Here is a 23,615-nt window from a genome sequence, read left to right as displayed (position 1 = left end):
GTCTATTTTGTTCTGCTCTGTTAATAAACGGGTTAGTATGAATGAGAGCCGTTTCGGCTGCAAATTGAAGAAAAGCGCTGACAAATCCTTCCCTTCAACTACTTTTTATTTTTTATGCATAGGTTTTTTATGGTGTATCATACTATATTTATCACCCATTTATTCTGTATGGAAATTTTGGCAGGATAATGTAGGTTGTAGCACCATGAAAGGGAGGCAGCATTAGAATGAAAGCAACTGGTATTGTTCGTCGTATCGATGACTTAGGTCGGGTTGTCATACCTAAAGAAATTCGCCGCACATTGCGTATTAGAGAAGGGGACCCATTGGAGATTTTTGTTGATCGTGAAGGAGAAGTTATTTTAAAGAAATACTCTCCTATTAGTGAACTTGGCGATTTTGCTAAGGAGTACGCCGAAGCCCTGCACGATTCCTTGAAGGTTCCTGTCCTTATTTGTGATCGAGACGAATTTATTGCCGTCGCCGGCGAGTCGAAAAAGTCGTATTTAAACCGTCAAATAGGAAGTCTGATGGAACAGGTGCTGGACAAGCGGTCTGCTGAGTCAGAGAAGCATCCCCAGCCTGTAGAAATCGTGCGTGATCAGGAAGAGGACGTTATTTCTTATATTATTTATCCTATCATTGCGCAAGGTGATCCAATCGGCTGCGTAGCTGTGTTTAACAAAGAAGGTTCACCGATAGAGGACGGAGCCCAAGTGGCAGTACAGACAGCTGCCCAATTTTTAGCGAAGCAGATGGAATAGGAGAGAAGCCAGGTCTATCAAGAGATCTGGCTTGTTTTATGCTATAATATAACTCAATTATTCTGTACAACGGAAAGGGAAAACCATGGAACACTCTAACGCGTCACACCGGCTTGTAAAAGGTGCGCTTTTACTCACGGCAGCCGGACTCATCGGTAAAATATTAAGTGCGGCTTATAGGATTCCATTACAGAACATTGCCGGGGACGTGGGTTTCTACATTTACCAGCAAATTTATCCGGTGTTAGGAATGGCACTAATGCTCTCTTTATACGGCTTTCCCGTGGCTGTTTCTAAGCTTGTAGCTGAGCTTGAAGAGCACGGGATTAAACTTACATTCCGCTCTTTTTACATACCTGCGTTTACCTGGTTGTCTATCGTTTGTGGAGGTATCTTTCTTGTTGGCTTTACGCAGTCAGGACGTCTGGCGGATGTCATGGGAGACCGCGATCTTACTTCGTCTCTTCAGGCTGCTTTTTTTGTTTTTCTCCTTCTGCCATTGCCCTCCCTGATCCGAGGGGTTTTTCAAGGAAAGGGTATGATGATGCCGACGGCTGTATCCCAATTGAGCGAGCAATTCGTCCGGGTGATTGTAATAATAGGCGCCGCGCTTTATGTATCGCAGGCCGGGGATCTTTACTTAATTGGAAAAGGAGGGGCCGTCTCATCTATATTAGGAGCTCTCGCGGCTGGATTGGTGCTTTTTGTTTTCTGGATCCGGCGGGAAAGGCCGGCCGCAGGGAAGAAAGTTTTTTCTAACCTTTACTTTGTTAAAACAATATTCTTCTATGGCTTATTTATCTGCATGAATTATATGCTGCTGCTTTTTTTACAGCTCATTGACGCACTGACCCTTATTTCGGGGCTGCAGACGGCAGGATTTTCATTAGAAGAAGCTAAAGCTGCCAAAGGTGTATTTGACAGAGGTCAGCCCTTAATCCAGCTTGGGACGGTATTAGCCTCCTCTCTTGCTTTGGCCTTAGTGCCATCAGTGACGAAAGAGAGGAAAAGCAAAGATCCTGAACGAGTCAACCGTTATATCTTTGGGGGAGTGAAATATTGTTTGCTAATTGCGGCAGGGGCAGCGGCTGGACTAGTCACTCTATTTCCTTACGTAAACGAAGTGTTCTTTCAGGATTCAAAAGGTTCTCCGCCGTTGCAGCTTCTTATGCTTGCCATTTTGTTCAGCTCTCTGGCGATTACGTTTTCTTCTATTCTCCAAGGTTTTGGCAAGGTTATACATACCGCCCTGGCAGCAGTGCTGACGCTTGTTGTGAAGTGGTTATTGAATGTGTGGTGGGTTCCTCCATTTGAAGAATATGGGGCGGCTGCTGCTTCTGTAGTTACTGCAGCCTTTGTTGTAGGGTGTCATATCTATATGCTGCATAATGAATATAAGACCACGAATTGGGTGGAGCTTCCCTGGCTGCAGATGACAGGGGCGTTAACAGGCATGATCGGCTTTTTGTTGATGGTTAGTCCGTGGTTGGACACCATTGAGGGCCGGCTCGCTTTATTGGTCTCTCTGCTGTTAATCATAGCGTTTGGTGCCTCGATTTACCTTTACCTGCTGATTCGCTTTAAGGCGCTTGACCAACAGGAACTAGAGCCGCTCCCTTTTTCTGAAGGATTGATCAAACTATTACCGGGAGGAAGATAAGGCATGAATACAATATCAGTGATCGGGCTTGGTGCTGGAGACATTGACCAGCTGCCTTTAGGGATTTATCGCGAATTACGGCATAGCGAGGGCGTGATTTATGCTCGAACGCTTGACCATCCTGTCGTTACGGAATTACAAAAAGACGGGCTTACTTTTCAAAGCTTTGATGCTATATATAAACTTCATGATCAATTTGAAGATGTTTATGAAGAGATTGTTCAGCGGTTGGTAAAAGCAGTAGAGAAAGAGGATGTGACATACGTGGTTCCCGGGCACCCGATGCTTGCTGAGCGGACAGTTCAGCTTCTGATGGGGTGTGAAGACTGCAAGGTAAAAATAAAAGGTGGTCAGAGTTATTTGGATGACCTGTTTACTGCTCTTCGTATTGATCCCATTGAAGGGTTTCAGTTCGTGGATGCGACTTCTTTCCATCGGGATCAACTCCAGCTGCAGCAACACCTTGTGTTCTGTCAGGTGTATGATGCTATGATGGCTTCAGAAGTGAAGCTGGTGCTTCTTGAGGACCTGCCTCCTGATTATGAGGTGACGGTCGTAACGGCAGCCGGGGGACGTGATGAGAAACTTGTGAAAGTGTCTCTTGAAGAATTGGACCGTGCTGTCGAAGTGAATAATTTAACGAGTGTGTATGTACCGCCAGTCAGTAAAGAGCAATTAAATCATCAATTCTTCCGTCTGCGTGAAGTAATTCGGGATCTCCGCGGACCAGGAGGCTGTCCATGGGACCAGAAGCAGACTCATGAATCGTTGAGGAAGTATTTGATTGAAGAGGCGTATGAATTGATTGATGCTGTCAATCGTCAGGACGATGAAAATATGATCGAGGAGCTGGGTGATGTGCTCCTGCAAGTGATGCTTCACAGTCAAATTGGTGAGGATGATGGTTTCTTCACTATAGATGAGGTGATTCAGACGGTAACGGATAAGATGATCCGCCGCCACCCTCATGTATTTGGAGAAGTCCAGGTCGAGGATGCCGAAGAAGTGGTAACGAACTGGGACCAAATTAAGAAGCTGGAAAAAGGAGAAGAGCCGGAATCTCTGTTAGACCGTGTGCCTGTAAGCTTTCCGGCGTTACTGCAGGCGGAAGATTTGCAAAAGAAAGCTGCGAAAGTAGGATTTGACTGGGATAATGTCGAATTAGTATTAGCAAAGGTAGAAGAAGAGTGGCGGGAATTTTTGGAAGCGGAGCAGGCTTTGGACCGGGAAGAAATGGAGAAAGAATTTGGAGACTGGTTATTTGCAATTGTGAACGCAGCCCGTCATTATAAAATTAACGGGGAAACTGCTTTACAGCGGACTAACCAAAAATTCCGGTACCGTTTTTCTTCTATGGAGAAGCAAGCGAACAAAGTTAATCGGAAATTAGAAGATTATTCATTAGAAGAAATGGAGCAGCTATGGGTGCAGGCGAAATATGAGAAGGAGGAAGATAAAGGATGAGGCTGGATAAGTTTCTAAAGATCTCAAGGCTGATTAAACGGCGGACACTGGCCAAAGAAGTCGCTGATCAAGGGCGTATTAACATTAACGGCACACCAAGCAAAGCAGCAACTAAAGTTGAGGTGGGGGATGAACTGACCATCCAGTTTGGGCAGAAGCTGCTGACGATCGAAGTGAAATCACTGCGGGAAAATGTGAAAAAAGATGAAGCTGCGACCCTTTACGAAATAAAAAGAGAAGAACCAGTAAAGCAGTAAAAAGACCCTCTCCAAGGGTCTTTTTTTCGTGAATATAAGGAGGGTGTTAACGGTTCTATTTTCTTCTTATTCTTCATAGCTTGTACTAGAGAAGGAGGCTGTGAAATGGAAGGGTATGAAAAGAATCTAAGTGGACGCAGTAATAGTCATCACCAGGCCGAGCATAATGTAAAGGTGTGGAATCGCCGCAACCTTGAGATATCAGGTGTAAAGGAAGTTGACAGCTTTGACAGTGAAGAGTTTCTTCTTCAGACATCAATGGGCTACCTCGTTATTCGCGGTGAAAACCTTCAGATGAAGAATTTGAATGTAGATGAAGGCGAAGTCGCGATTAAAGGTCGTGTATATGAAATGACTTATCTGGATGAGAATCATGGGGAGAAAGCTAAAGGTTTATTTAGCAAGCTGTTCAAATGACGCTCACCACGCAATTCATGACGATGATCGCTATGGTCGCAGGAGGTATATATACTGGCGCAGCCATCGACACGTTTGAACGGCTTTTCCGTAATAGAAATAAGAGAAGCTGGCTTGAGTTTGCGTGGCAGTCTGCCTTTTGGATGACTCAGGCTGCTTTTCTTTTTTTTCTATTGTATTCGGTAAACTACGGTGAGATCCGAATGTATATCTTTGTCGCTTTATTCTGTGGGTATGCAGGATACAGGGCATTGTTTCAACGTGGATATAACCGTATTCTCGAAGCTGGAATCCGGGTGGTTATGGGAATTCTACGCTTTTTAAAACGATTATTTGACATCTTTATCGTCTGGCCCCTCACAACCTTGATCATAATATCGAAAAATGTATTAATATGGGTTTATCGTATTCTATATAAGGGTATATTCATAGTGTTTACTGTCGTATTCTACCCTATTTTGTTACTATTTCGTATCATATGGAAGCTGTTACCGGAAAAAATAAAAAAATATTTTCTCCAATTAGCAGGATTCTACGATACAATAAAGAATATTATAGTTAATAAATGGAATGGGAAAGACAAAGATGAATAAAGTCTTATGATGCGTAGTAAGGACAAGCACTGAAGATCCGTAGACTATTAAACAAGGGGGCCCGACGGAAATGGCAGATAAGTCTTCAGTTACTCGCATGGATTCTACATACATGAAGAATTATGATGCTCAGTTGGAACGTCATGCCAGGAAAAAGAAACGGTTGATGCGCCGGATTATACTGTTCAGCCTTTTAGTTATAATTGTTGCAGGATCAATGGTTACCTATCACTTCCAGCAGAGAGCACTCCATGCCGAGAAAGTAGAAGAGTACAAGCAGTTACAGGCCGAGATGGACGAATTGGAAACTGAGGAAAAGAACATAAATGAAGAGATCGAGCTGTTAAATAACGAAGATTACGTCTTACAAATTGCCAGATCGAACTATTTCTTCTCCAAAGACGGCGAAATTATCTTTAAAATGCCAAATGATGACCCATCTTATTGACACTCTTTTCATAGCTTATATATAATAGTAAAGAAGGATATTTTTATCGAAATCTAAGGAGGAGCATTTTTTTTATGTCAATTGAAGTAGGCAGCAAGCTACAGGGTAAGGTAACGGGTATCACTAATTTCGGAGCATTCGTCGAGCTTCCAGATGGGAAGACTGGACTTGTGCACATTAGTGAAGTTGCCGACAACTATGTTAAAGACATTAATGAGCACCTGAGCCAGGGTGACGAAGTTGAGGTTAAGGTCATTAATGTTGGAGATGATGGGAAGATCGGTCTATCCATCAAAAAAGCAAAAGAAAATTATGGTCGTCGTGCGCCTAAGAAGCCTCGTAAACCTGTCGAATCATTCGAGCAGAAGATGAACAACTTTCTTAAGGACAGCGAAGACCGCTTAGCATCACTGAAGAAGCAAACCGAGACCAAACGTGGAGGTCGAGGTGCTAAAAGAGGATAGCTTGCTGTCTAGGACAATAAGTAAAAGATGCGCGTTTATATAAAGGCAGGCCTGCTTAAGTAGCAGGCCTGTTTTTTTATAAAAGATCCATTTAATGCGGCTGTGGTTATTAGATGAACATTAGTTCACCTTTATCACTGCCGGCGTTATTTGGTTATTTAGGAGGGAGTCTGTGATGTCACTGCTGTTATTTGTATTAGCAGGGTTAGCTGAAATCGGGGGAGGCTACTTAATATGGCTTTGGCTCAGGGAAGGCAAGCCGTATTATTTCGGGATTGTCGGGGCCGTTCTGCTCGCATCCTACGGAGTAATCGCCACCTTTCAATCATTTCCTGCCTTTGGACGGGTGTATGCAGCTTATGGAGGGGTATTCATAATTTTGTCGGTGCTGTGGGGCTGGGGCATTGACCGTAAGATGCCAGATGTTTATGACTGGATAGGAGCGTCTGTCTGCCTTATTGGAGTAGCTATCATGTTGTTTGCTCCAAGAGGATAATCCTTGTTTGCTTGTGATATTCTGCTGACCTCTACATATGATTCAAGTATAAGAGAGGAAAGAACAGTTGTAATTGTGAATCCGTACGCAAGGAGGAAGGCGGATAGAATATTTTAAAAAGCACGGATGGATTGGCACTAGTATTCTCTTAGCATTGTGGTTTCCAGCCGGAATCTATTTACTCATTAAGTATGGCGCAGGTCCTGACAATAGTGAATGGATTGGTTTCTTTGGCAGTTACCTGGGCGCAATAGTTGGAGCGATTGTGGCTTTAGCTATCAGCCGTATGCAGACGCGGAGCTCGAGAGATGATTTAAGGATTCAAATAAAAAACCAGGAACAGCTAGTGACAGAACAATTGGCACAGGAGAAACATTTACAAAGAATGGAGAATCGTACGTTCGTTGATTATACGATGTTTCAAGGTCCTTTGTTAATGGAGGGCCGGCCGGGGGATTCCACAAGAATTTTGCTCCATGAAAGAATCAGTCTTATTATTAAAAGCCGTTCTAATGAATGGTTACAAAAGCAAAAGGCTCTCTTTATTAAGGTGGACTACTACGGGAAAGCTCCATGCATTTTAGATGTCCACTTCACTATGGAGATCCAATCTGAAGAGGAAGCCTACACTATCACTGCTTATAAAAATGGAATAAACAAGGAAGATCATATTTTTATTCCGGTTAGTCTAGCAGGAGGCACAGAGCAATTAACGAAGCTTGAAGTTAAATATACGACTTTATTTAATGAGAATTTGATGTTTGTTAGTGACTTAATTAATAAGATAGAGAGGTACTATTCTTTGGAGGGAGGGGTGGAGACACTACTATATGAAAGAGAGTTTAACAGTGAGTCTTATATGTTTCCAGGTAATACAGAGGATCTTTAAAGAATGAAAAAACGTCTTTCTCTTCAATACTAGAGAAAGACGTTTTTTTCATAATGTGATGACCCGTACGGGATTCGAACCCGTGATACCGCCGTGAAAGGGCGGTGTCTTAACCACTTGACCAACGGGCCTGGTTACTATGTATATCATTGTGTGCGGTATGTCTTATTCGAGTCGCATCTATCAAAGCCATTCAGCACTTAATAGTAGCGGCGGAGGGGATCGAACCCCCGACCTCACGGGTATGAACCGTACGCTCTAGCCAGCTGAGCTACACCGCCATGTGTTTGGTGCTTTTAGGCACAAGAGTTATAGTACACTATGAAAAAAAACATGTCAATATAAAATAAAATTGTGAGATTACTCTGTCAATTTCGATAGAGAATCTTTGGTTATTTTGGATAAGTAACGAATGTCGTGAGTGCTATTTTGTAGAAAGGGGCTCCGATTGTTGGAATTCCATCGAAGTTTTTGTTCTTGTCCATCTGTTGTTTTGACAAAATGATCCAGTTGGATGTGGTTTAATAGGTCTATCAAAAAGGAGTGGTGAATATTATGTTGGGGACGGTTATGAAACGAGCAGGTCGCGAAGCTATATGGAGAGAGTCATCATTAAATAAAGGAATTGAAAAAATGGCGCTTTCGGCGTTCACGTTTTTAGCCAGCAAGGGTGTCTTCCATATGGCTCTTAGTTTATTACTGGGACGAGCTGTGATCTTGTCTTCGATGGCTCCGTTCGGTGTTGCTTTCTTAGCTGTGATCTGGTGGTTCAAGCGTCCACTCATCCTTCCGGCAACAATGATGATGGCGGTCGGTGCAGCTACATATAGTTATGGACATGCTGGATTTATTGCTGGTGCTGCTGCTTCCATTCTTTTATTAACGGGCTTTTTAAACAAGCTTCATCAACCGCAGAAGTGGCTGCCGGTAATGGCAGCGTTAGCGAGTATGATTCCCCGGACGATCAGTCTGGCCTTCTTAGACCGGTGGCATCTGTACGAAATCTTTCTTCTCCTTTCCGAGGGGGTTCTGACTTTTATACTTGTACTTATCTTTATGCAGAGCCTGCCCCTTTTATCACCGCAGCGCTATCATCCTACTTTAAAAAATGAAGAAATTGTCTGTTTTATTATTTTGCTGGCTTCCGTTTTGACGGGGATGATCGGGTTTGAATATCAGGATGTGGCGATGGTTGATGTCTTCTCGCGATATTTGGTAATTTTGCTGGCATATATTGCCGGTGCGGCTATAGGGTCTACGGTGGGGGTGGTCACCGGCCTTGTCCTGAGCCTGTCTAATGTGGATCATCTATATCAAATGAGTCTGCTCGCTTTCTCGGGGCTGCTGGGAGGTTTATTAAAAGAGGGAAATAAACTGGGGGTAGGTGCAGGGCTTTTTGTAAGTACCATTTTAATGGGGTTTTATACAGGGGATGGCTTGACTGCTTCATTATGGGCTTCCTTTTTTGCGATCATTCTGTTCTTTATGACGCCTGACCGCTGGGTGAAACGATTATCACGTTTCGTTCCAGGGACTGATGAACATCGTCAGGAACAACAGAAGTATTTACAAAAAGTTAGAGATGTAACAGCTGTTCGAGTTGGGAAGTTTTCGGATGTGTTTGAGGCTTTGTCTAAGAGCTTTCATCATATAGAACGTTCTCAAGTAGAGGAGGATGCTAATCGCGAAGTTGATTACTTTTTAAGTCACGTCACGGAAAAAACCTGCCAGGCCTGTTTTAAAAAGGAAAAGTGCTGGATCAATCAATTCGATGAGACCCACAATTTAATGACAGATTTAATGGAGGAGATTGATGAGAAAGAAGAAGTAAGCCGGATGATGCGGAAGAATGTGGACCAATATTGTGTGAAGTCCCAGAAACTGATCGATACGATGAAGCACGAGCTTTCGTTTTATCATGCCAATAAGCAGCTGAAACAGCAGGTGCAGGAGAGCCGTAAGTTTGTCGCAGAACAGCTTCACGGCGTTTCAGAAGTGATGAACAATTTTGCGAAGGAGATTGTAAAGGAACGGGAGCATCATGAGCAGAAGGAGCATATTATTCACGAAGCATTAGAGAGGCTAGGTTTAAACGTTGCGAAGCTCGAAATCTATACATTGGACGCAGGTAATATAGACCTGGAGGTAATTATTGAAATTGACCAATATCGAGGGGAAGGTGAAAAGTTAATTGCACCGCTGCTTACAGATATCCTTCAGGAAACCATTGTGGTTACGATGGAGGATATCTCGCCCTATCCAAATGGGCGCTGCTTAATGACGTTTGGGTCTGCAAAGCATTATACCATTGAACCAGGTGTGGCTCATGCCGCTAAAGGAGGAGGATTTATTTCGGGAGACAGCTATTCCATGATGGAATTAGGAAGGGGGAAATATGCGTTAGCGATAAGTGATGGGATGGGAAATGGGGAGAGGGCACATGAAGAGAGTGTGGAAACGCTGCGTCTGTTGAAACAGATTCTGCAGTCGGGGATACAGGAATCTGTGGCCATACAATCGATTAATTCGATTCTTTCCTTACGAAGCAATGATGAGATTTTTTCTACTCTAGATTTAGCGGTGATTGATCTTCACCTCGCCACCTCTAAATTTATTAAAATAGGCAGCACTCCGAGTTTTATAAAGAGAGGAGATCAAATTATTTCTGTTGAAGCGGGCAATCTGCCAATGGGAATTATTCGAGAGGTGGATGTAGATACAACCAGTGAACAGTTACGAGCAGGGGATCTTTTAATTATGGTGAGTGATGGCATCTTAGAGGGACCAAAACACGTCGAAAATGTGGAGGTGTGGCTGAAGAGGAAAATAAGAGAAATTCATCAGGAGGATCCTCAGGAATTTGCAGATATTCTATTAGAAGAAGTCATTCGTGCTCAATCTGGAGGAATTGATGACGATATGACCATCATTGTCGCAAGGCTTGACCATTATATGCCTGAATGGACCGCCATCCCTTTTCAGAAAAAACAAGCGTAGATTAACGTATATTCTTCCTCAGTTTCGGCGAAAATGGTCGTAACACATGAGGAGGGAAACTCGATGAACGCAGGTCGATTAAAACAAATTCTATTGATAACGGATGGGTGCTCAAACTATGGAGAGGACCCTGTTGCTGTCGCTGCATTAGCGAGAAACCAGGGGGTAACGGTCAATGTCATCGGGGTGCTCGATGATCATCAGCCAGGGGAGCCGCAGGGTCTAAAAGAAGTAGAATCCATTGCTGAAGCCGGAGGCGGGGTTAGTCAGATCGTTTATCAAAAGAATTTATCTGAAACGGTCCAAATGGTGACGAAGCAGGCGATGACTCAAACGATTCAAGGGGTGGTCAATAAGGAATTGCAGCACATCCTGGGCGAACGTAAAACGATTGAAGAACTTCCCCCCGAGCAAAGGGGAGAAGTGGTCGAAATTGTGGACGATCTTGGGGAGACCTGTCAGCTTGAGGTCCTTGTGCTCGTGGATTCAAGCGCGAGTATGCATCATAAGCTGCCTACAGTGAAGGAAGCACTGGCCGATTTATCCTTAAGTCTCAATGCGAGAAGCGGCTCAAATCAGTTTAGTGTATACTCCTTCCCGGATCCAAAGCATACCATTAAGCAAAGAGTGGACTGGACGTCTGAGCTCAGTGCTATTCATAACCTTTTTTCCAGGTTGTCGAGTGGAGGATACACACCGACAGGACCTGCTCTTAAAGAAGCTCTTTATGCATTTACAAATAAGTCTATTCGACGAGATGAAGGCAGGGTGGATCCATATGAAGAAACCGGTTTTTAATGTAACCGACGGCACTCTTGTGCGCGGAAAATGGAATCATCATGCTTACCATATTGTGAATAAGCTTGGAGAAGGAGCTTGCGGGGCAGTTTATTTGTGCCGGAAAAACGGGGTTTCGTATGCGCTGAAAATAGGGACCGAGAGTTCGAGACTCATGCTGGAAGTGAATATGCTTAAGAAATTCAGTAAGGTCCAAGGAGTGAAGCTTGGGCCTTCTTTTGTTGATGTGGATGACTGGGTCACTTCCACAGGCTCCACTTATCCCTTTTATGTCATGGAATATATAAAGGGAGATTCTTTAGCGGCATTTTTAAGAGGAAAGAAAAAGGAGTGGGTAGGGATTTGTGCCATGCAGCTGCTAAGTGATTTAGAGCACCTGCATCAAGCCGGTTTTGTTTTTGGAGACCTTAAAACTGATAATCTATTGATCGCTGATTCAAAGGTTCAATGGATTGATGTTGGCGGCGTCACCGCAATAGGGCGTGCGATTAAAGAGTATACAGAGTTCTATGATCGTGGATACTGGGGATATGGATCTCGAAAAGCAGAACCGGGGTATGATTTATTTGCTGTTACGATGATAATGCTCGAAACGGTATATCCTAAGCGTTTTAAAGCCCAGAAGGATCCGAAGAAAACACTTCAGGAAAAGCTGAAGCAGGCCCCTCTCCCTTCAGAATATAAGAAGGTCATTAACGATTGCTGGCAAGGTAAATATTATACAGCTAAAGGTATGAAAGAAGCTTTAGGCCAAATCCTTATGAAGAGAGCACATCCTGCTCAGACGGTCACTCGGAAAAGCCTTCACCACGAGGCGGCAGAATGGGGGGAAATGCTCGGGGTCACCTTTATTGCTTTAGTGTTTTACGGGATCTCCGCTTGGAATTTATGGTTATAAAGGAAAGCTTTGCAGGAGAGGGCTTTGTGGTGGTACGATGGTAGGAGATGTGATAGGAGGTTTACAGCAAGTGAAAGACGTGGAAATCTTTATTAACAAACATGAACTGCTTCAATCGAACCATCGCGTTGTGCTTGCTGTATCCGGCGGCCCGGATTCTCTCGCTCTTTTTCATTATTTTTTACAGATTAAAGCTAAATACCAGCTTTCTCTTGTTATTGCTTCAGTGGACCATGGTCTGCGTGGAGACGAATCAAAGCAGGACTTAGAGTATGTTAAGTTACTTGCAGAGAATTGGGGAGTCCCTTTCTGCGGGACGACGGTCGATGTTTCTTCCTATAAGAAAGAGACGGGCATGGGGACTCAGGAAGCGGCAAGAGAGATGCGTTACCGTTTTTTGGCGAAAGTAATGGAAGAGGTAAAGGCGGATAAGCTGGCTTTTGGACACCACGGTGATGATCAAGCAGAAACGATGCTGATGCAGGTGACAAGAAGTGCTATGCCCGAAGCTGTTCACGGCATGCCTGTAAAGCGCCCCTTTTCCTGTGGTGAGATCATCCGCCCATTTTTGTGCTTAAACAAAGAGCAGCTGCTGAACTATTGTACTGAAAATCATCTCAAGCCACGTTTCGATCCTTCAAACGAAGAGGATGATTATACTCGTAACGCTTTCCGTAAGCAGGTGCTCCCTTTTCTAAAGTCGTTAAACCCTAAATTGCATCAGCATATGCAAGGGCTGAGCGAGCGCTTTTCACAAGAACGTTCCTACATTCAAGAACAGGCTGGACAAGTTCTGCAGATCGCTGAGATGGCAGGTGGAAAAGGCGGCTTCACACAATTTTCAAAAACTGCTTTTCAAAAGCATCCGCTTGCTTTACAAAGGAGTGCCTTTCATCTAATATTAAACTATCTGTATGGTAATCAAATTGAAGAAATCTCCTATTTACATGAGGAGATGTTTTTTCACCTTTTGGATGAACAAAAACCTAATGCAAGCTTAGATTTTCCAAAGGGTTTAAAGGTAGTCCGTGCTTACGATGAAATCACATTCACCTTTAATCCGGAACCGGAAAAAACTGCATTTGAACACACATTATACATAGGAGAGCAAGTTTCACTTCCAGATGGATCAACCATTTCCCTAGAGGCGGGAGGAGATCCCCGGGAGCAGGAAGGATATGAATACGTTTGTGATTCACATCACGTGTCCCTGCCGTTAATTGTTCGAAATCGAAAACCGGGAGATCGAATGATACTTAGAGGAATGAATGGGTCTAAGAAGGTAAAGGATATTTTTATCGACCAAAAGATCCCTGCACAGCTTCGCGGCACATGGCCGGTTGTTACGGATCATGATGGTCAAATCCTATGGCTGGTTGGTTTAAAGAAAGGTGAGGGGTGTACTAGGAACCCTTCCGGTACATGGCTTCGATTACAATATAAAAAATAACTGAGAACGTAGGAGGAGCTTTCATGCACAACGAAATTGAGAAAATCTTAATTTCTGAAGAAGAAATTCAAAATAAGTGTAAAGCACTTGGAGCACAGCTGACAGAAGAGTACGACGGACGTTTTCCTTTGGCGATCGGAGTATTAAAAGGGGCCATGCCATTCATGGGGGATCTGCTGAAGCGGATAGAAACCCATCTGGAAATGGACTTTATGGACGTATCCAGCTACGACGGGGGCATGCGTTCCACTGGCGAAGTAAAAATTGTCAAGGATCTGGATACTCAAGTAGAGGGAAGAGACTTAATCATTGTAGAAGACATTATTGATAGTGGCTTGACGTTAAGCTACTTAGTGGACTTATTTAAATATCGTAAAGCAAAATCCATTAAAATTGTTACGCTGCTTGATAAACCAGCAGGCAGAACATCCCATATTAAAGCCGATACCGTCGGGTTTGAAGTACCTGATGAATTCGTCGTAGGATATGGTCTTGATTACAATGAAAAATATCGTAACCTCCCTTACATCGGCATCCTTAAGCCGGAAGTGTATGGTGGATAATGACTTCCAATATACGACTTCCATTAAACGTGCTGAATGTAAGGGCAATTAGTTGTGTGTTTCGTTTTTTGTGTGATAACATTTACTATAGTTTTTCTCGCTTGGGAGGAGGTAGGAAATGAACCGGATATTTCGTAATACAATCTTTTACTTACTAATCTTCCTCGTAGTTATCGGCATAGTCGGTCTATTTAGAGGTCAAGGTGAGCCAGAACAAACATTAAACGTGAACGAATTTTACGATAGATTGAATAATGGTGAAATCGAAGAAATGACGATGCAGCCTTCTAATGGTGTCATTCGTATCACAGGTTCAGTAGCTGGCAGTGAAGAAGGTGAAACATTCACCGCAAACATTCCAGCCAACGAAGAAATTGTTTCTAACGTAACAGAAGAAGCACAGCAGCAAAGTATTTTAAACGTTGAAGAAGAAGAACAACCGAGTGTATGGGTGACTGTACTTACATCCATTATTCCGTTTGTGATCATATTTATCTTGTTTATCTTCTTGCTTAATCAGGCTCAGGGCGGCGGAAGCCGGGTCATGAACTTTGGTAAGAGTAAGGCGAAGATGTACAGTGAAGATAAGAAAAAGGTGCGCTTTAAAGACGTTGCCGGGGCAGATGAAGAGAAACAGGAGCTTGTTGAGGTCGTTGACTTCTTGAAGGATCCTCGTAAATTCACCGCTGTAGGTGCGCGTATCCCTAAGGGTGTCCTGCTTGTGGGACCTCCGGGTACTGGTAAAACATTACTTGCGAGAGCCGTTGCGGGTGAAGCGGGAGTACCTTTCTTCTCCATCAGTGGTTCCGACTTCGTAGAAATGTTTGTCGGTGTCGGTGCTTCCCGTGTGCGTGACTTGTTTGAGAACGCTAAGAAAAATGCGCCATGTATCATTTTTATCGATGAGATTGACGCAGTCGGACGTCAGCGTGGAGCCGGTTTAGGCGGCGGGCACGATGAACGTGAGCAAACGCTGAACCAGCTGCTTGTTGAAATGGATGGGTTTGGAGCTAATGAAGGAATCATAATGGTTGCAGCTACCAACCGTCCGGATATTCTTGACCCGGCCTTGCTGCGTCCAGGACGTTTTGACCGTCAAATTACGGTCGACCGCCCGGATGTTAAAGGACGTCAAGCGGTACTGGGTGTTCACGCTCGTGATAAGCCTCTATCTGATAATGTTGATTTAAAAACCATTGCTCTTCGTACACCAGGGTTTTCTGGTGCCGACTTAGAAAACTTATTAAACGAAGCGGCCCTTGTGGCAGCTCGTTCAGACAGTAAAGAGATTGATATGCTCCATGTTGATGAAGCTATTGATCGTGTTATTGCCGGCCCTGCTAAGAAGAGCCGTGTAATTTCTAAGAAAGAGCGCAATATTGTGGCTCACCACGAAAGTGGACATACCGTTATTGGTATGGTATTAGACGATGCGGACATGGTTCATAAAGTAACTATCGTGCCTCGCGGTCAGGCAGGCGGTTATGCGGTCATGCTTCCAAAAGAAGATCGTTACTTCATGACGAAGCCGGAATTGCTTGATAAGATCACAGGTTTACTTGGCGGCCGTGTTGCTGAAGAGATCATGTTTGGTGAAGTATCAACCGGTGCTCACAATGACTTCCAGCGTGCCACTTCTATTGCCCGTAAGATGGTAACTGAGTATGGTATGAGTGAGAAGCTTGGACCGCTTCAATTCGGTCAGAACTCCGGAGGACAGGTATTCCTGGGTCGTGACATTCAAAATGACCAGAATTATAGTGATCAAATCGCTTATGATATTGATACAGAAGTTCAAAGGTTTATTACGGATAGTTATGACCGGGCTAAGACGATTCTCACAGAAAATAAAGATAAGCTTGAACTTATCGCAAGCACTTTATTGGATGTAGAGACACTGGATGCCACTCAAATCGAGTCCTTATTTAAGAAGGGGCGCCTGCCGACGGATGAAGAGCTTGAAGAAATTGCGGTTGAAAACAACAAGCAGCTTCGAGCTAATCAGGAAGAGCAGAAAGAGATTGATGAGCGTCAATCCAATAATGAAAATGTTCGTGTGAATCTCAAATCTAAAGATGATGAACAAGATTCTTCTGAGGGATCTTCCTCACCATCTAATGAGAACCAAAATGATAAAGAAGACCAGCAGGATAACCATGATCGTAATGATCGGACGTAACAGTCTTAAAGTCACATTCCCTATAAAGGGGATGTGGCTTTTTTCTGGCTTTAGTCAAAACTCATCATCCCATTGAGTTCTTTAATTGTGATATGATGGAAGCCGAAGGAAAAGAAACAGGAGGCTTGGCATATGATTTTTGTCCTTGATGTAGGGAATACAAATACGGTTCTCGGCGTCTTCGAAGACAGCCAATTAAGTTATCAATGGCGGATTAAAACAGACAGATACAAAACAGAAGATGAATACGGCATGCTCATTAAATCATTGTTTGACCATGAAGGTCTTACGTTTGAAAATATAGATGGAGTCATTATTTCCTCGGTAGTTCCACCAATAATGTTTGCGCTCGAGCGCATGTCACGCTATTATTTCAAAAAAACACCGATGATCATTGGGGACAAAGAAGTAGATCCAGGTTTACCTATGAAATATCCGAACCCTCACGAAATTGGAGCAGACCGAATCGTTAATGCTGTGGGAGCGATTGAAGAGTATGATACTCCGCTCATTATCATTGATTTTGGTACAGCGACCACCTATTGTTATATCAACAGAAACGGCGAATACGTGGGCGGAGCCATAGCTCCAGGAATCAATATTTCAATGGAAGCCTTATATGCAAAAGCCGCAAAGCTGCCAAAGATTGAAATAAAAAGTCCTGAGCAGGTTGTAGGAGCTTCCACGGTGGAAGCCATGCAGTCAGGCGTTTTTTATGGGTACGTCGGCCAGGTGGATGAAGTCGTCCGGCGAATGAAAGAAACGGCTGAAGCTCCGCCGACGGTTATTGCAACTGGAGGGCTGGCCACACTAATTGGTAATGAATCACGGACGATTGATGTAATCGATCCTTATTTAACATTAAAAGGGTTGAATAAAATTTATCAAAACAACAAAGATAATAAAGCATTCAAAGGAGAAGGATGATTTATGTCAGATTATTTAGTACGAGCAATCGGTTATAACGGCCAAGTGCGTGCTTATGCTATTCAATCTACAGAAACTGTAGAAGAAGCCCGCCGCCGGCAGGATTCCTGGGCAACAGCTTCTGCTGCGCTGGGGCGTACACTTACCGTTAGCGCTATGATGGGTGCTATGTTAAAAGGTGAAGATAAACTCACTGCAAAAATTGAAGGAAATGGACCTGTCGGGGCCATAATTGCCGACGCTAACGCCAAAGGAGAAGTTCGAGGTTATTTAAAGAACCCACATGTTGACTTTGATTTAAACAGTCAGGGGAAACTGGATGTTGCTCAGGCTGTAGGTACAGATGGCACGCTGAGCATTGTGAAAGACCTTGGCATGAAAGATCACTTTACAGGCTAGGTTCCGATTGTGTCTGGTGAAGTGAGTGAAGACTTTACGTATTATTTTGCAAACTCAGAACAGGTACCTTCTGCTGTGGGGGCTGGTGTTCTGGTAGATACCGATCATTCAATTCTGGCCGCCGGCGGGTTTATTATTCAAATGATGCCGGGAGCCGATGATGAGACGACGACGGCTTTAGAGCAACGTTTAAGTACGATTGCTCCCATTTCAACTATGGTACGTGAGGGTAAAACACCGGAAGAGATTCTGGAAGCATTAATTGGGGATGAGCTTCAAATCCTTGATTCCATCCCTGTGCAATTTAAATGCCACTGCTCAAGGGAACGAGTGGAAATTGCCATCTCAAGCTTAGGAGATGAAGAGATTCAACGTATGATTGATGAAGACAAAGGTGCGGAAGCGAAATGTCACTTCTGCAACGAAGCGTACAATTTTAACGAACATGATCTAAAAGAATTGCAATCCAACCCTTCTTAACTATAAATCAGCGTAAAGCGAAGCGTAATTATTATTGCGTTTCGCTTGTTTTGTTTAAGGGAACATTTTTATGAAAGTTGATAGAAATGTTTGACAACAGTCTGTGTATTGCGTACATTAGTATTAAATCCTATTAAAATACTTGGTTTTAGGAGTGAGATCATGCGTATAGCGAATAGTGTTAGTGAATTAGTGGGGCAGACCCCTTTAGTAAAATTGAACAAAAGCGCTGATGAAAACAGTGCAGACATCTACTTAAAGCTTGAATACATGAACCCCGGCAGCTCGGTGAAAGACAGGATTGCCCTTTCAATGATTGAAGCTGCCGAAGAGTCAGGTGATTTAAAAGAAGGCAGCACGATTGTTGAGCCTACAAGCGGTAATACAGGTATCGGACTTGCGATGATCGCGGCTGCTAAAGGGTACAAAACGGTTCTTGTTATGCCGGATACAATGAGTCAGGAGCGTCGTAACCTTTTACGTGCTTATGGTGCTGAACTTGTTTTAACCCCGGGAGCTGACGGAATGAAAGGAGCTATTAAAAAAGCTTCGGAACTTCAGGATCAACATGGATACTTCATGCCTCAGCAGTTTAATAACCAGGCAAACGTAACGGTACACGAAAAAACCACAGGACCTGAGATCGTAGAGCAGATGGGTAATCAGCTGGATGCTTTCGTATCTGGGATTGGTACAGGCGGTACAATTACGGGTGCTGGAAAAGTGTTAAAAGAGAAGTACCCGGAAGTGAAAATTCATGCAGTGGAACCAGAAGGATCTCCGGTATTGTCCGGAGGCCAGCCGGGACCTCATAAGATTCAAGGAATTGGAGCAGGATTTGTTCCTGGAATTCTCAATACGGAAATCTATGATGAAGTACACCAGGTTACCACAGAGGAAGCTTACGACTGCGCAAGAGAAGCCGCTAGAAAAGACGGCATTCTTGGAGGGGTTTCTTCCGGTGCAGCCATTCACGTAGCTAAGAAAGTTGCTAAACAGTTAGGAAAAGGTAAAAAAGTTGTGGCTATTATTCCTAGTAACGGTGAACGCTACCTTTCCACACCTCTTTACCAATTTGAAGAGGAATAAACTGACCCCCAAACAAAAGCTGTGCCCTTATAAAGAGGGGCGCAGCTTTTTTGTTTTAATAAGGGAGGATGGTGTAAAATAGAGAAATAATTATTGTGGGAAATGAGGAAGTGAAATGAGTTTTCAGCTAGTGACAAAAAAACGCTCCTATTCATTAACAGAACAGACACTTGTAATGGGTATCTTAAACATTACTCCTGATTCCTTTTCTGACGGCGGACGGTTTAATCAAATTGATGCTGCTGTTGCCCATGCGGTTCAAATGGAGAAAGACGGGGCGCACATTATAGACGTTGGCGGCGAATCTACAAGGCCTGGACACCGGCCTGTTTCAGAACAGGAAGAAGCAGACCGGGTCGTTCCAGTGATTGAAGCCGTAAAAGAACGGGTTTCCATTCCCATCTCTATCGATACGTACAAAGCTGCAGTAGCAAGGCGCGCTCTAGAAGCCGGGGCAGACATAATCAATGATGTTTGGGGGGCAAAGAAAGAGCCGGAAATAGCTGAAGTGGCTGCTGAACTTGCCGCTCCAATTATTTTAATGCACAACCGTGAGAATAAAAATTACAGTTCGTTAATTGTCGATATGAAGGAAGATTTGAAGGAAAGCCTTAAACTGGCAAAGGAAGCCGGGGTCAGCGACCAACAGATCATATTGGATCCGGGCGTCGGCTTTGCTAAGACAATGGAGGACAACCTTGAAGTCATGCGTCAGCTTGACCAGTTTCATGACCTTGGCTATCCGCTGTTATTGGGAACCTCGCGGAAGTCGTTCATCGGACATGTCTTAGATCTGCCCGAAACAGAGCGTATGGAAGGCACAGGAGCAACGGTTTGTCTCGGTATTGCAAAAGGAGCTAAAATTGTTAGAGTGCATGACGTAAAAGAAATTGCTCGAATGGCAAAAATGATGGATGCTATGACAGGGAGGTCAAGGTGATGGATCAAATTCAGTTAAATGGAATGGAGTTCTGGGGGTACCATGGACTTTTTCCAGAAGAAAACAAACTCGGACAACGTTTCTATGTTGATTTAGAATTAGAAATGGACCTTAAACCTGCAGGGCGGTCCGATGATATGGACCTTTCCATAGATTATGGCGAAGTCTATGAAGTGACAAAGAAAGTTGTCGAAGGGAAAACGCGGAAGCTGGTAGAAACTGTAGCTGATCATTTAGCTGATGAATTATTGCAGCAATTTACTCAGTTAGCAGCCTGCAGGGTGAAGGTGACGAAGCCTGATCCTCCTATCCCTGGTCACTACAAGTCCGTAGCGATTGATATCTACAGGAGAAAAGAGAATGAATAGAGCTTACATTGCCCTCGGATCAAATCTGCAGGAACGGGAGCAGTTTTTAATGGAAGCTGTCGAACTTCTTAAGACTCATTCAGAAATAGATTTCATACGAAGCTCGAATATTTACGAAACGGCCCCTGTGGGCTACACAGACCAGAATGATTTTCTAAACGCAGTGATAGAAGTCGAAACACGGCTGAATCCTTTAAGTCTGCTCGATTATTGTCAAAAAATCGAAGCAGATTTAGGCAGGAAAAGAGTAGTTAAATGGGGTCCGCGCACAATAGATCTTGACATTCTGCTCTACAATCAAGAAAATATGAAAGATGAGCGTTTAACGATCCCTCATCCACATATGCATGAGCGGGCTTTTGTGATGGTACCTTTGGCTGATTTGAACCCGGAGGCCTACATTTCTGCATTAAAGAAACGCGCAGAGGAAATAGTGAGAGATCTTCCTCCTGAGGAAGTCGCCGGCGTAACCCTTTGGAGGGGAAAAATTTTATAAGTAATAGTCTGGTATAGATCGTGGAATAAGACTATCTCAGGTTTCACAATTCTGCACCGGGCAGCCTCGGCCAAGTGGCCGGTGTATGTAATTCAGCCTTCCGTTTAACGGTTAAAAAATAAGAAATGCTGGAGATTCTTTATGAATTGGCAGCAGATCTAAATGAGCGCATGAAGTTTCGTTGGCGTTTCTACATTGACACCTTTCGAGGACTTTTCTATACTAAATCATAGTTAGAATACTGCCAGTGGTTTACTGGCAGTTTTTATTTGTGAGGTTATGTTAAATGCAGGTGTTGATGTATTAAGGAAATAATTAAGCTTGTATTGAATTAAAGCCCCTGATAGTTGAAACGATATTTCAATATATTTTTAGGGAGATATTAAATTCAGTGTTTAACAGAGCTAATTGCGAAAACGTTAGGTTTATATATAAACTTTTATAAGAATGGAGTGATGATTCATGTCCGAAGAGCTCAATGACCAAATGCAGGTGAGAAGAGAGAAGTTGAACAATTACAAAGAACAGGGACTTGACCCTTTTGGCAGTAAGTTTGAGCGTACAGCACTGGCAAGCGAACTGCAGTCGCAATACGATGAATATACAAAAGAAGAACTTGAGGAGAAACAAATTCCCGCCACAATAGCAGGTCGAATTATGACGAAGCGTGGAAAAGGGAAAGCGGGTTTCGCTCATATACAAGATCTCAGCGGTCAAATTCAGCTGTATGTGCGTAAAGATGCCATCGGGGAAGAAGCCTATGCGATCTTTAAGTCTGCTGATATCGGTGATATTGTCGGAGTTTCAGGAGAAATGTTCAAAACAAACGTAGGAGAGTTGTCCGTTAAGGCAAACAAATTTGAGATCTTAACAAAATCTCTACGCCCTTTACCTGAAAAATTCCACGGTCTAAAAGATGTCGAACAGCGCTACCGTCAACGTTACTTAGATTTGATTACTAATCCGGACAGCCGTGATACTTTTGTGCTGCGCAGTAAAATTATTCAGTCTATGCGCAGATATTTAGATAACTTAGGATTTCTGGAAGTCGAAACTCCAATGATGCACAGCATACCTGGAGGAGCATCGGCGCGGCCTTTTGTTACTCATCATAATGCGCTTGATATGGAGCTTTATATGCGTATTGCGATCGAGCTTCATTTAAAGAGACTGATTGTAGGCGGGATGGAGAAGGTCTATGAAATCGGGCGAGTCTTCCGTAACGAAGGCGTCTCAACCCGGCACAACCCGGAATTCACAATGATCGAGCTTTACGAAGCTTACGCGGATTACCATGACATTATGAGTTTAACGGAAAACTTAATCGCGCATATTTCCAAAGAAGTGTTAGGCACAACTATAGTACAGTACGATGATCAGGAAATTGATTTAGAACCGGAATGGACACGCCTGCATATGGTAGACGCTGTAAAAGAATACACTGGGGTAGACTTTTGGAAGCAAATGAGTGACGAAGAAGCAAAATCCCTTGCTAAAGAGCATGATGTAGAAATTCAAGAAACAATGACATTTGGTCATATAGTCAATGAGTTCTTTGAGCAGAAAGTGGAAGAGAAGTTAATTCAGCCTACTTTCGTATATGGGCACCCGATTGAGATATCACCACTTGCTAAGAAGAATCCGGAAGATGCTCGTTTCACTGATCGATTTGAGTTGTTTATCGTAGGACGTGAGCATGCAAATGCATTTTCTGAGCTAAACGATCCAATTGATCAGCGTGAACGTTTTGAAGCACAGTTAAAAGAAAGAGAAGAAGGAAATGATGAAGCTCATTTAATGGATGACGATTTCCTGGAGTCATTAGAATATGGCATGCCTCCAACAGGCGGTTTAGGAATCGGGATCGATCGTTTAGTGATGCTTTTGACAAATTCTGCATCCATTAGGGATGTATTGCTTTTCCCTCAAATGAGGAAGAGATAATAACAAAAAGAACTTCCAGCCTGATTTAAAGGGCTGGAAGTTCTTTTTTAGTTAGAATATCTGAAGGGGTTCTGATATACGAAAATTAGTATTCTATTTATAGTGATATGTATGTGCGTATGCAGCCTGCTTGGACATGAAGGTCAGTTCACTTTTGCTTTATCGCAGAAATGTTTTGAGTAAATGCATTAGCAGGATTGTATGTTACGAATTTCACATTAAAAAATCTGTGGATGGCGTCCTGGTTACATCAATGCTTCTGTGGAGATCTAAGAAAACCGGACTGTTCATCTTTCGATATTCTGTACCGGACTGTAATAGAATAAGTAAACTTAAATTCACCTTAATTTTCGACTAAATTCAACAAAAAATCTTATATTGAATGCGATAAGTCAGAATTTACTTTTATTTAAAAATGTACTTGATGTGGAATGGGAACCGTGATATATTAATAAACGTCGCAACAAGAGGTGCGGCATCGCAAGAAAACAAATCAAATCATCTTCGAAAAAGTTATTGACTTCAACTCGTTAAGATGATATATTAATTAAGTCGCCATTTTGAGGCGTCAAACGAAATTTTGATCTTTGAAAACTGAACGAACCAACCAGTACGTCAACATCTTCTTTCTATAT

The 23,615-nt window shown here is 43.2% G+C and carries 22 protein-coding genes, 2 tRNA genes and 1 pseudogene; 23 read left to right on the top strand and 2 right to left on the bottom strand.

Features of this window, described 5'->3' with window-relative positions:
- Positions 1-227: 227 nt before the first annotated feature.
- The 10 genes from spoVT to LF822_RS22460 all read left to right on the top strand — a co-directional run bounded on the left by spoVT (position 228) and on the right by LF822_RS22460 (position 7,452).
- Positions 228-764: a stage V sporulation protein T gene (gene spoVT / locus LF822_RS22505; RefSeq protein ID WP_256522707.1), complete on the top strand. Its 537-nt coding sequence runs from the start codon at positions 228-230 to the stop codon at positions 762-764.
- A gap of 85 nt (positions 765-849) precedes the next feature.
- Positions 850-2,424, top strand: a complete 1,575-nt coding sequence (locus LF822_RS22500) for a putative polysaccharide biosynthesis protein (RefSeq protein ID WP_253926326.1) — start codon at positions 850-852, stop codon at positions 2,422-2,424.
- Between the two features lie 3 nt (positions 2,425-2,427).
- Positions 2,428-3,888 (top strand): bifunctional methyltransferase/pyrophosphohydrolase YabN, encoded by a 1,461-nt coding sequence (gene yabN / locus LF822_RS22495; protein WP_253926325.1) that lies wholly within the window; start codon positions 2,428-2,430, stop codon positions 3,886-3,888.
- Positions 3,885-4,145 (top strand): RNA-binding S4 domain-containing protein, encoded by a 261-nt coding sequence (locus tag LF822_RS22490; RefSeq protein WP_253926324.1) that lies wholly within the window; start codon positions 3,885-3,887, stop codon positions 4,143-4,145. Before yabN ends, LF822_RS22490 begins: the two co-directional genes overlap by 4 nt.
- A gap of 105 nt (positions 4,146-4,250) precedes the next feature.
- A complete protein-coding gene (gene yabP / locus LF822_RS22485) occupies positions 4,251-4,562 on the top strand; it encodes a sporulation protein YabP (RefSeq protein WP_253926323.1) in 312 nt (103 codons plus the stop codon).
- Positions 4,559-5,155 (top strand): spore cortex biosynthesis protein YabQ, encoded by a 597-nt coding sequence (yabQ, locus tag LF822_RS22480; protein ID WP_253926322.1) that lies wholly within the window; start codon positions 4,559-4,561, stop codon positions 5,153-5,155. Before yabP ends, yabQ begins: the two co-directional genes overlap by 4 nt.
- Before the next feature lie 70 nt (positions 5,156-5,225).
- Positions 5,226-5,603: an FtsB family cell division protein gene (locus LF822_RS22475; protein WP_253926321.1), complete on the top strand. Its 378-nt coding sequence runs from the start codon at positions 5,226-5,228 to the stop codon at positions 5,601-5,603.
- A gap of 74 nt (positions 5,604-5,677) precedes the next feature.
- Complete coding sequence (locus LF822_RS22470) at positions 5,678-6,067, top strand: S1 domain-containing RNA-binding protein (protein ID WP_253926320.1); 390 nt, start codon at positions 5,678-5,680, stop codon at positions 6,065-6,067.
- Between the two features lie 175 nt (positions 6,068-6,242).
- A complete protein-coding gene (locus LF822_RS22465) occupies positions 6,243-6,563 on the top strand; it encodes a YnfA family protein (RefSeq protein ID WP_253926319.1) in 321 nt (106 codons plus the stop codon).
- Positions 6,564-6,717: 154 nt separating this feature from the next.
- Positions 6,718-7,452: a hypothetical protein gene (locus LF822_RS22460; protein ID WP_253926318.1), complete on the top strand. Its 735-nt coding sequence runs from the start codon at positions 6,718-6,720 to the stop codon at positions 7,450-7,452.
- 59 nt (positions 7,453-7,511) lie between these two features.
- Here the strand turns inward: LF822_RS22460 and LF822_RS22455 are convergent.
- Positions 7,512-7,583: transfer RNA gene (locus LF822_RS22455), tRNA-Glu, on the bottom strand.
- A gap of 76 nt (positions 7,584-7,659) precedes the next feature.
- Positions 7,660-7,733, bottom strand: a tRNA-Met gene (locus LF822_RS22450).
- Between the two features lie 274 nt (positions 7,734-8,007).
- On the opposite strand from LF822_RS22450, the gene spoIIE reads away from it, so the two are divergent.
- From spoIIE to lysS, 13 genes and pseudogenes are all read left to right on the top strand, one after another.
- Positions 8,008-10,449, top strand: a complete 2,442-nt coding sequence (gene spoIIE / locus LF822_RS22445) for a stage II sporulation protein E (protein ID WP_253926317.1) — start codon at positions 8,008-8,010, stop codon at positions 10,447-10,449.
- 63 nt (positions 10,450-10,512) lie between these two features.
- The gene (locus LF822_RS22440) at positions 10,513-11,247 is read left to right on the top strand and encodes a VWA domain-containing protein (protein ID WP_253926316.1); all 735 of its coding nucleotides are present in this window, start codon (positions 10,513-10,515) and stop codon (positions 11,245-11,247) included.
- Positions 11,228-12,145 carry a protein kinase domain-containing protein gene (locus LF822_RS22435; RefSeq protein ID WP_253926315.1) on the top strand — a complete coding sequence of 306 codons (918 nt, stop codon included), beginning with the start codon at positions 11,228-11,230 and terminating at the stop codon, positions 12,143-12,145. Before LF822_RS22440 ends, LF822_RS22435 begins: the two co-directional genes overlap by 20 nt.
- Positions 12,146-12,215: 70 nt before the next feature.
- On the top strand, positions 12,216-13,595 hold the full coding sequence (gene tilS / locus LF822_RS22430; RefSeq protein WP_253926314.1) for a tRNA lysidine(34) synthetase TilS: 1,380 nt from the start codon (positions 12,216-12,218) through the stop codon (positions 13,593-13,595).
- A gap of 23 nt (positions 13,596-13,618) precedes the next feature.
- Positions 13,619-14,158, top strand: a complete 540-nt coding sequence (gene hpt, locus LF822_RS22425; RefSeq protein ID WP_253926313.1) for a hypoxanthine phosphoribosyltransferase — start codon at positions 13,619-13,621, stop codon at positions 14,156-14,158.
- Between the two features lie 118 nt (positions 14,159-14,276).
- The gene (gene ftsH / locus LF822_RS22420; protein WP_253926312.1) at positions 14,277-16,337 is read left to right on the top strand and encodes an ATP-dependent zinc metalloprotease FtsH; all 2,061 of its coding nucleotides are present in this window, start codon (positions 14,277-14,279) and stop codon (positions 16,335-16,337) included.
- A 132-nt stretch (positions 16,338-16,469) separates the two neighbouring features.
- Entirely contained in the window at positions 16,470-17,264 is a 795-nt protein-coding gene (locus LF822_RS22415) for a type III pantothenate kinase (RefSeq protein ID WP_253926311.1), read from the top strand.
- A 3-nt stretch (positions 17,265-17,267) separates the two neighbouring features.
- Positions 17,268-18,143: pseudogene (gene hslO, locus LF822_RS22410) on the top strand (Hsp33 family molecular chaperone HslO).
- Positions 18,144-18,302: 159 nt separating this feature from the next.
- Positions 18,303-19,232: a cysteine synthase A gene (gene cysK, locus LF822_RS22405; RefSeq protein WP_253926375.1), complete on the top strand. Its 930-nt coding sequence runs from the start codon at positions 18,303-18,305 to the stop codon at positions 19,230-19,232.
- 115 nt (positions 19,233-19,347) lie between these two features.
- Positions 19,348-20,172 (top strand): dihydropteroate synthase, encoded by an 825-nt coding sequence (folP, locus tag LF822_RS22400; RefSeq protein WP_253926310.1) that lies wholly within the window; start codon positions 19,348-19,350, stop codon positions 20,170-20,172.
- Complete coding sequence (gene folB / locus LF822_RS22395) at positions 20,172-20,540, top strand: dihydroneopterin aldolase (RefSeq protein ID WP_253926309.1); 369 nt, start codon at positions 20,172-20,174, stop codon at positions 20,538-20,540. The genes folP and folB overlap by 1 nt, the downstream gene beginning before the upstream one ends.
- Entirely contained in the window at positions 20,533-21,036 is a 504-nt protein-coding gene (gene folK / locus LF822_RS22390; protein ID WP_253926308.1) for a 2-amino-4-hydroxy-6-hydroxymethyldihydropteridine diphosphokinase, read from the top strand. Before folB ends, folK begins: the two co-directional genes overlap by 8 nt.
- A gap of 462 nt (positions 21,037-21,498) precedes the next feature.
- Positions 21,499-22,980, top strand: coding sequence for a lysine--tRNA ligase (lysS, locus tag LF822_RS22385; RefSeq protein ID WP_253926307.1), 1,482 nt, complete (start codon positions 21,499-21,501; stop codon positions 22,978-22,980).
- The last annotated feature ends 635 nt before the right edge of the window (positions 22,981-23,615 follow it).

The organism is Halobacillus sp. A5 (genome assembly GCF_024189315.1).
Classification (GTDB): domain Bacteria; phylum Bacillota; class Bacilli; order Bacillales; family Halobacillaceae; genus Halobacillus_A.
The sequence above is the reverse complement of the archived record's forward strand: the minus strand, read 5'-3'. Positions and strand labels throughout refer to the sequence as shown.

Excerpts from the sequence above, each read along its gene's own strand:
- spoVT (WP_256522707.1), top strand. The coding sequence starts at position 228 with ATGAAAGCAACTGGTATTGTTCGTCGTATCGATGACTTAGGTCGGGTT.
- ftsH (WP_253926312.1), top strand. The coding sequence starts at position 14,277 with ATGAACCGGATATTTCGTAATACAATCTTTTACTTACTAATCTTCCTC.
- folB (WP_253926309.1), top strand. The coding sequence starts at position 20,172 with ATGGATCAAATTCAGTTAAATGGAATGGAGTTCTGGGGGTACCATGGA.
- LF822_RS22435 (WP_253926315.1), top strand. The coding sequence starts at position 11,228 with ATGAAGAAACCGGTTTTTAATGTAACCGACGGCACTCTTGTGCGCGGA.
- yabN (WP_253926325.1), top strand. The coding sequence starts at position 2,428 with ATGAATACAATATCAGTGATCGGGCTTGGTGCTGGAGACATTGACCAG.
- LF822_RS22440 (WP_253926316.1), top strand. The coding sequence starts at position 10,513 with ATGAACGCAGGTCGATTAAAACAAATTCTATTGATAACGGATGGGTGC.
- yabP (WP_253926323.1), top strand. The coding sequence starts at position 4,251 with ATGGAAGGGTATGAAAAGAATCTAAGTGGACGCAGTAATAGTCATCAC.
- spoIIE (WP_253926317.1), top strand. The coding sequence starts at position 8,008 with ATGTTGGGGACGGTTATGAAACGAGCAGGTCGCGAAGCTATATGGAGA.
- LF822_RS22500 (WP_253926326.1), top strand. The coding sequence starts at position 850 with ATGGAACACTCTAACGCGTCACACCGGCTTGTAAAAGGTGCGCTTTTA.
- hpt (WP_253926313.1), top strand. The coding sequence starts at position 13,619 with ATGCACAACGAAATTGAGAAAATCTTAATTTCTGAAGAAGAAATTCAA.
- LF822_RS22475 (WP_253926321.1), top strand. The coding sequence starts at position 5,226 with ATGGCAGATAAGTCTTCAGTTACTCGCATGGATTCTACATACATGAAG.
- yabQ (WP_253926322.1), top strand. The coding sequence starts at position 4,559 with ATGACGCTCACCACGCAATTCATGACGATGATCGCTATGGTCGCAGGA.
- folK (WP_253926308.1), top strand. The coding sequence starts at position 20,533 with ATGAATAGAGCTTACATTGCCCTCGGATCAAATCTGCAGGAACGGGAG.
- LF822_RS22415 (WP_253926311.1), top strand. The coding sequence starts at position 16,470 with ATGATTTTTGTCCTTGATGTAGGGAATACAAATACGGTTCTCGGCGTC.
- LF822_RS22490 (WP_253926324.1), top strand. The coding sequence starts at position 3,885 with ATGAGGCTGGATAAGTTTCTAAAGATCTCAAGGCTGATTAAACGGCGG.
- LF822_RS22470 (WP_253926320.1), top strand. The coding sequence starts at position 5,678 with ATGTCAATTGAAGTAGGCAGCAAGCTACAGGGTAAGGTAACGGGTATC.
- folP (WP_253926310.1), top strand. The coding sequence starts at position 19,348 with ATGAGTTTTCAGCTAGTGACAAAAAAACGCTCCTATTCATTAACAGAA.
- LF822_RS22465 (WP_253926319.1), top strand. The coding sequence starts at position 6,243 with ATGTCACTGCTGTTATTTGTATTAGCAGGGTTAGCTGAAATCGGGGGA.
- lysS (WP_253926307.1), top strand. The coding sequence starts at position 21,499 with ATGTCCGAAGAGCTCAATGACCAAATGCAGGTGAGAAGAGAGAAGTTG.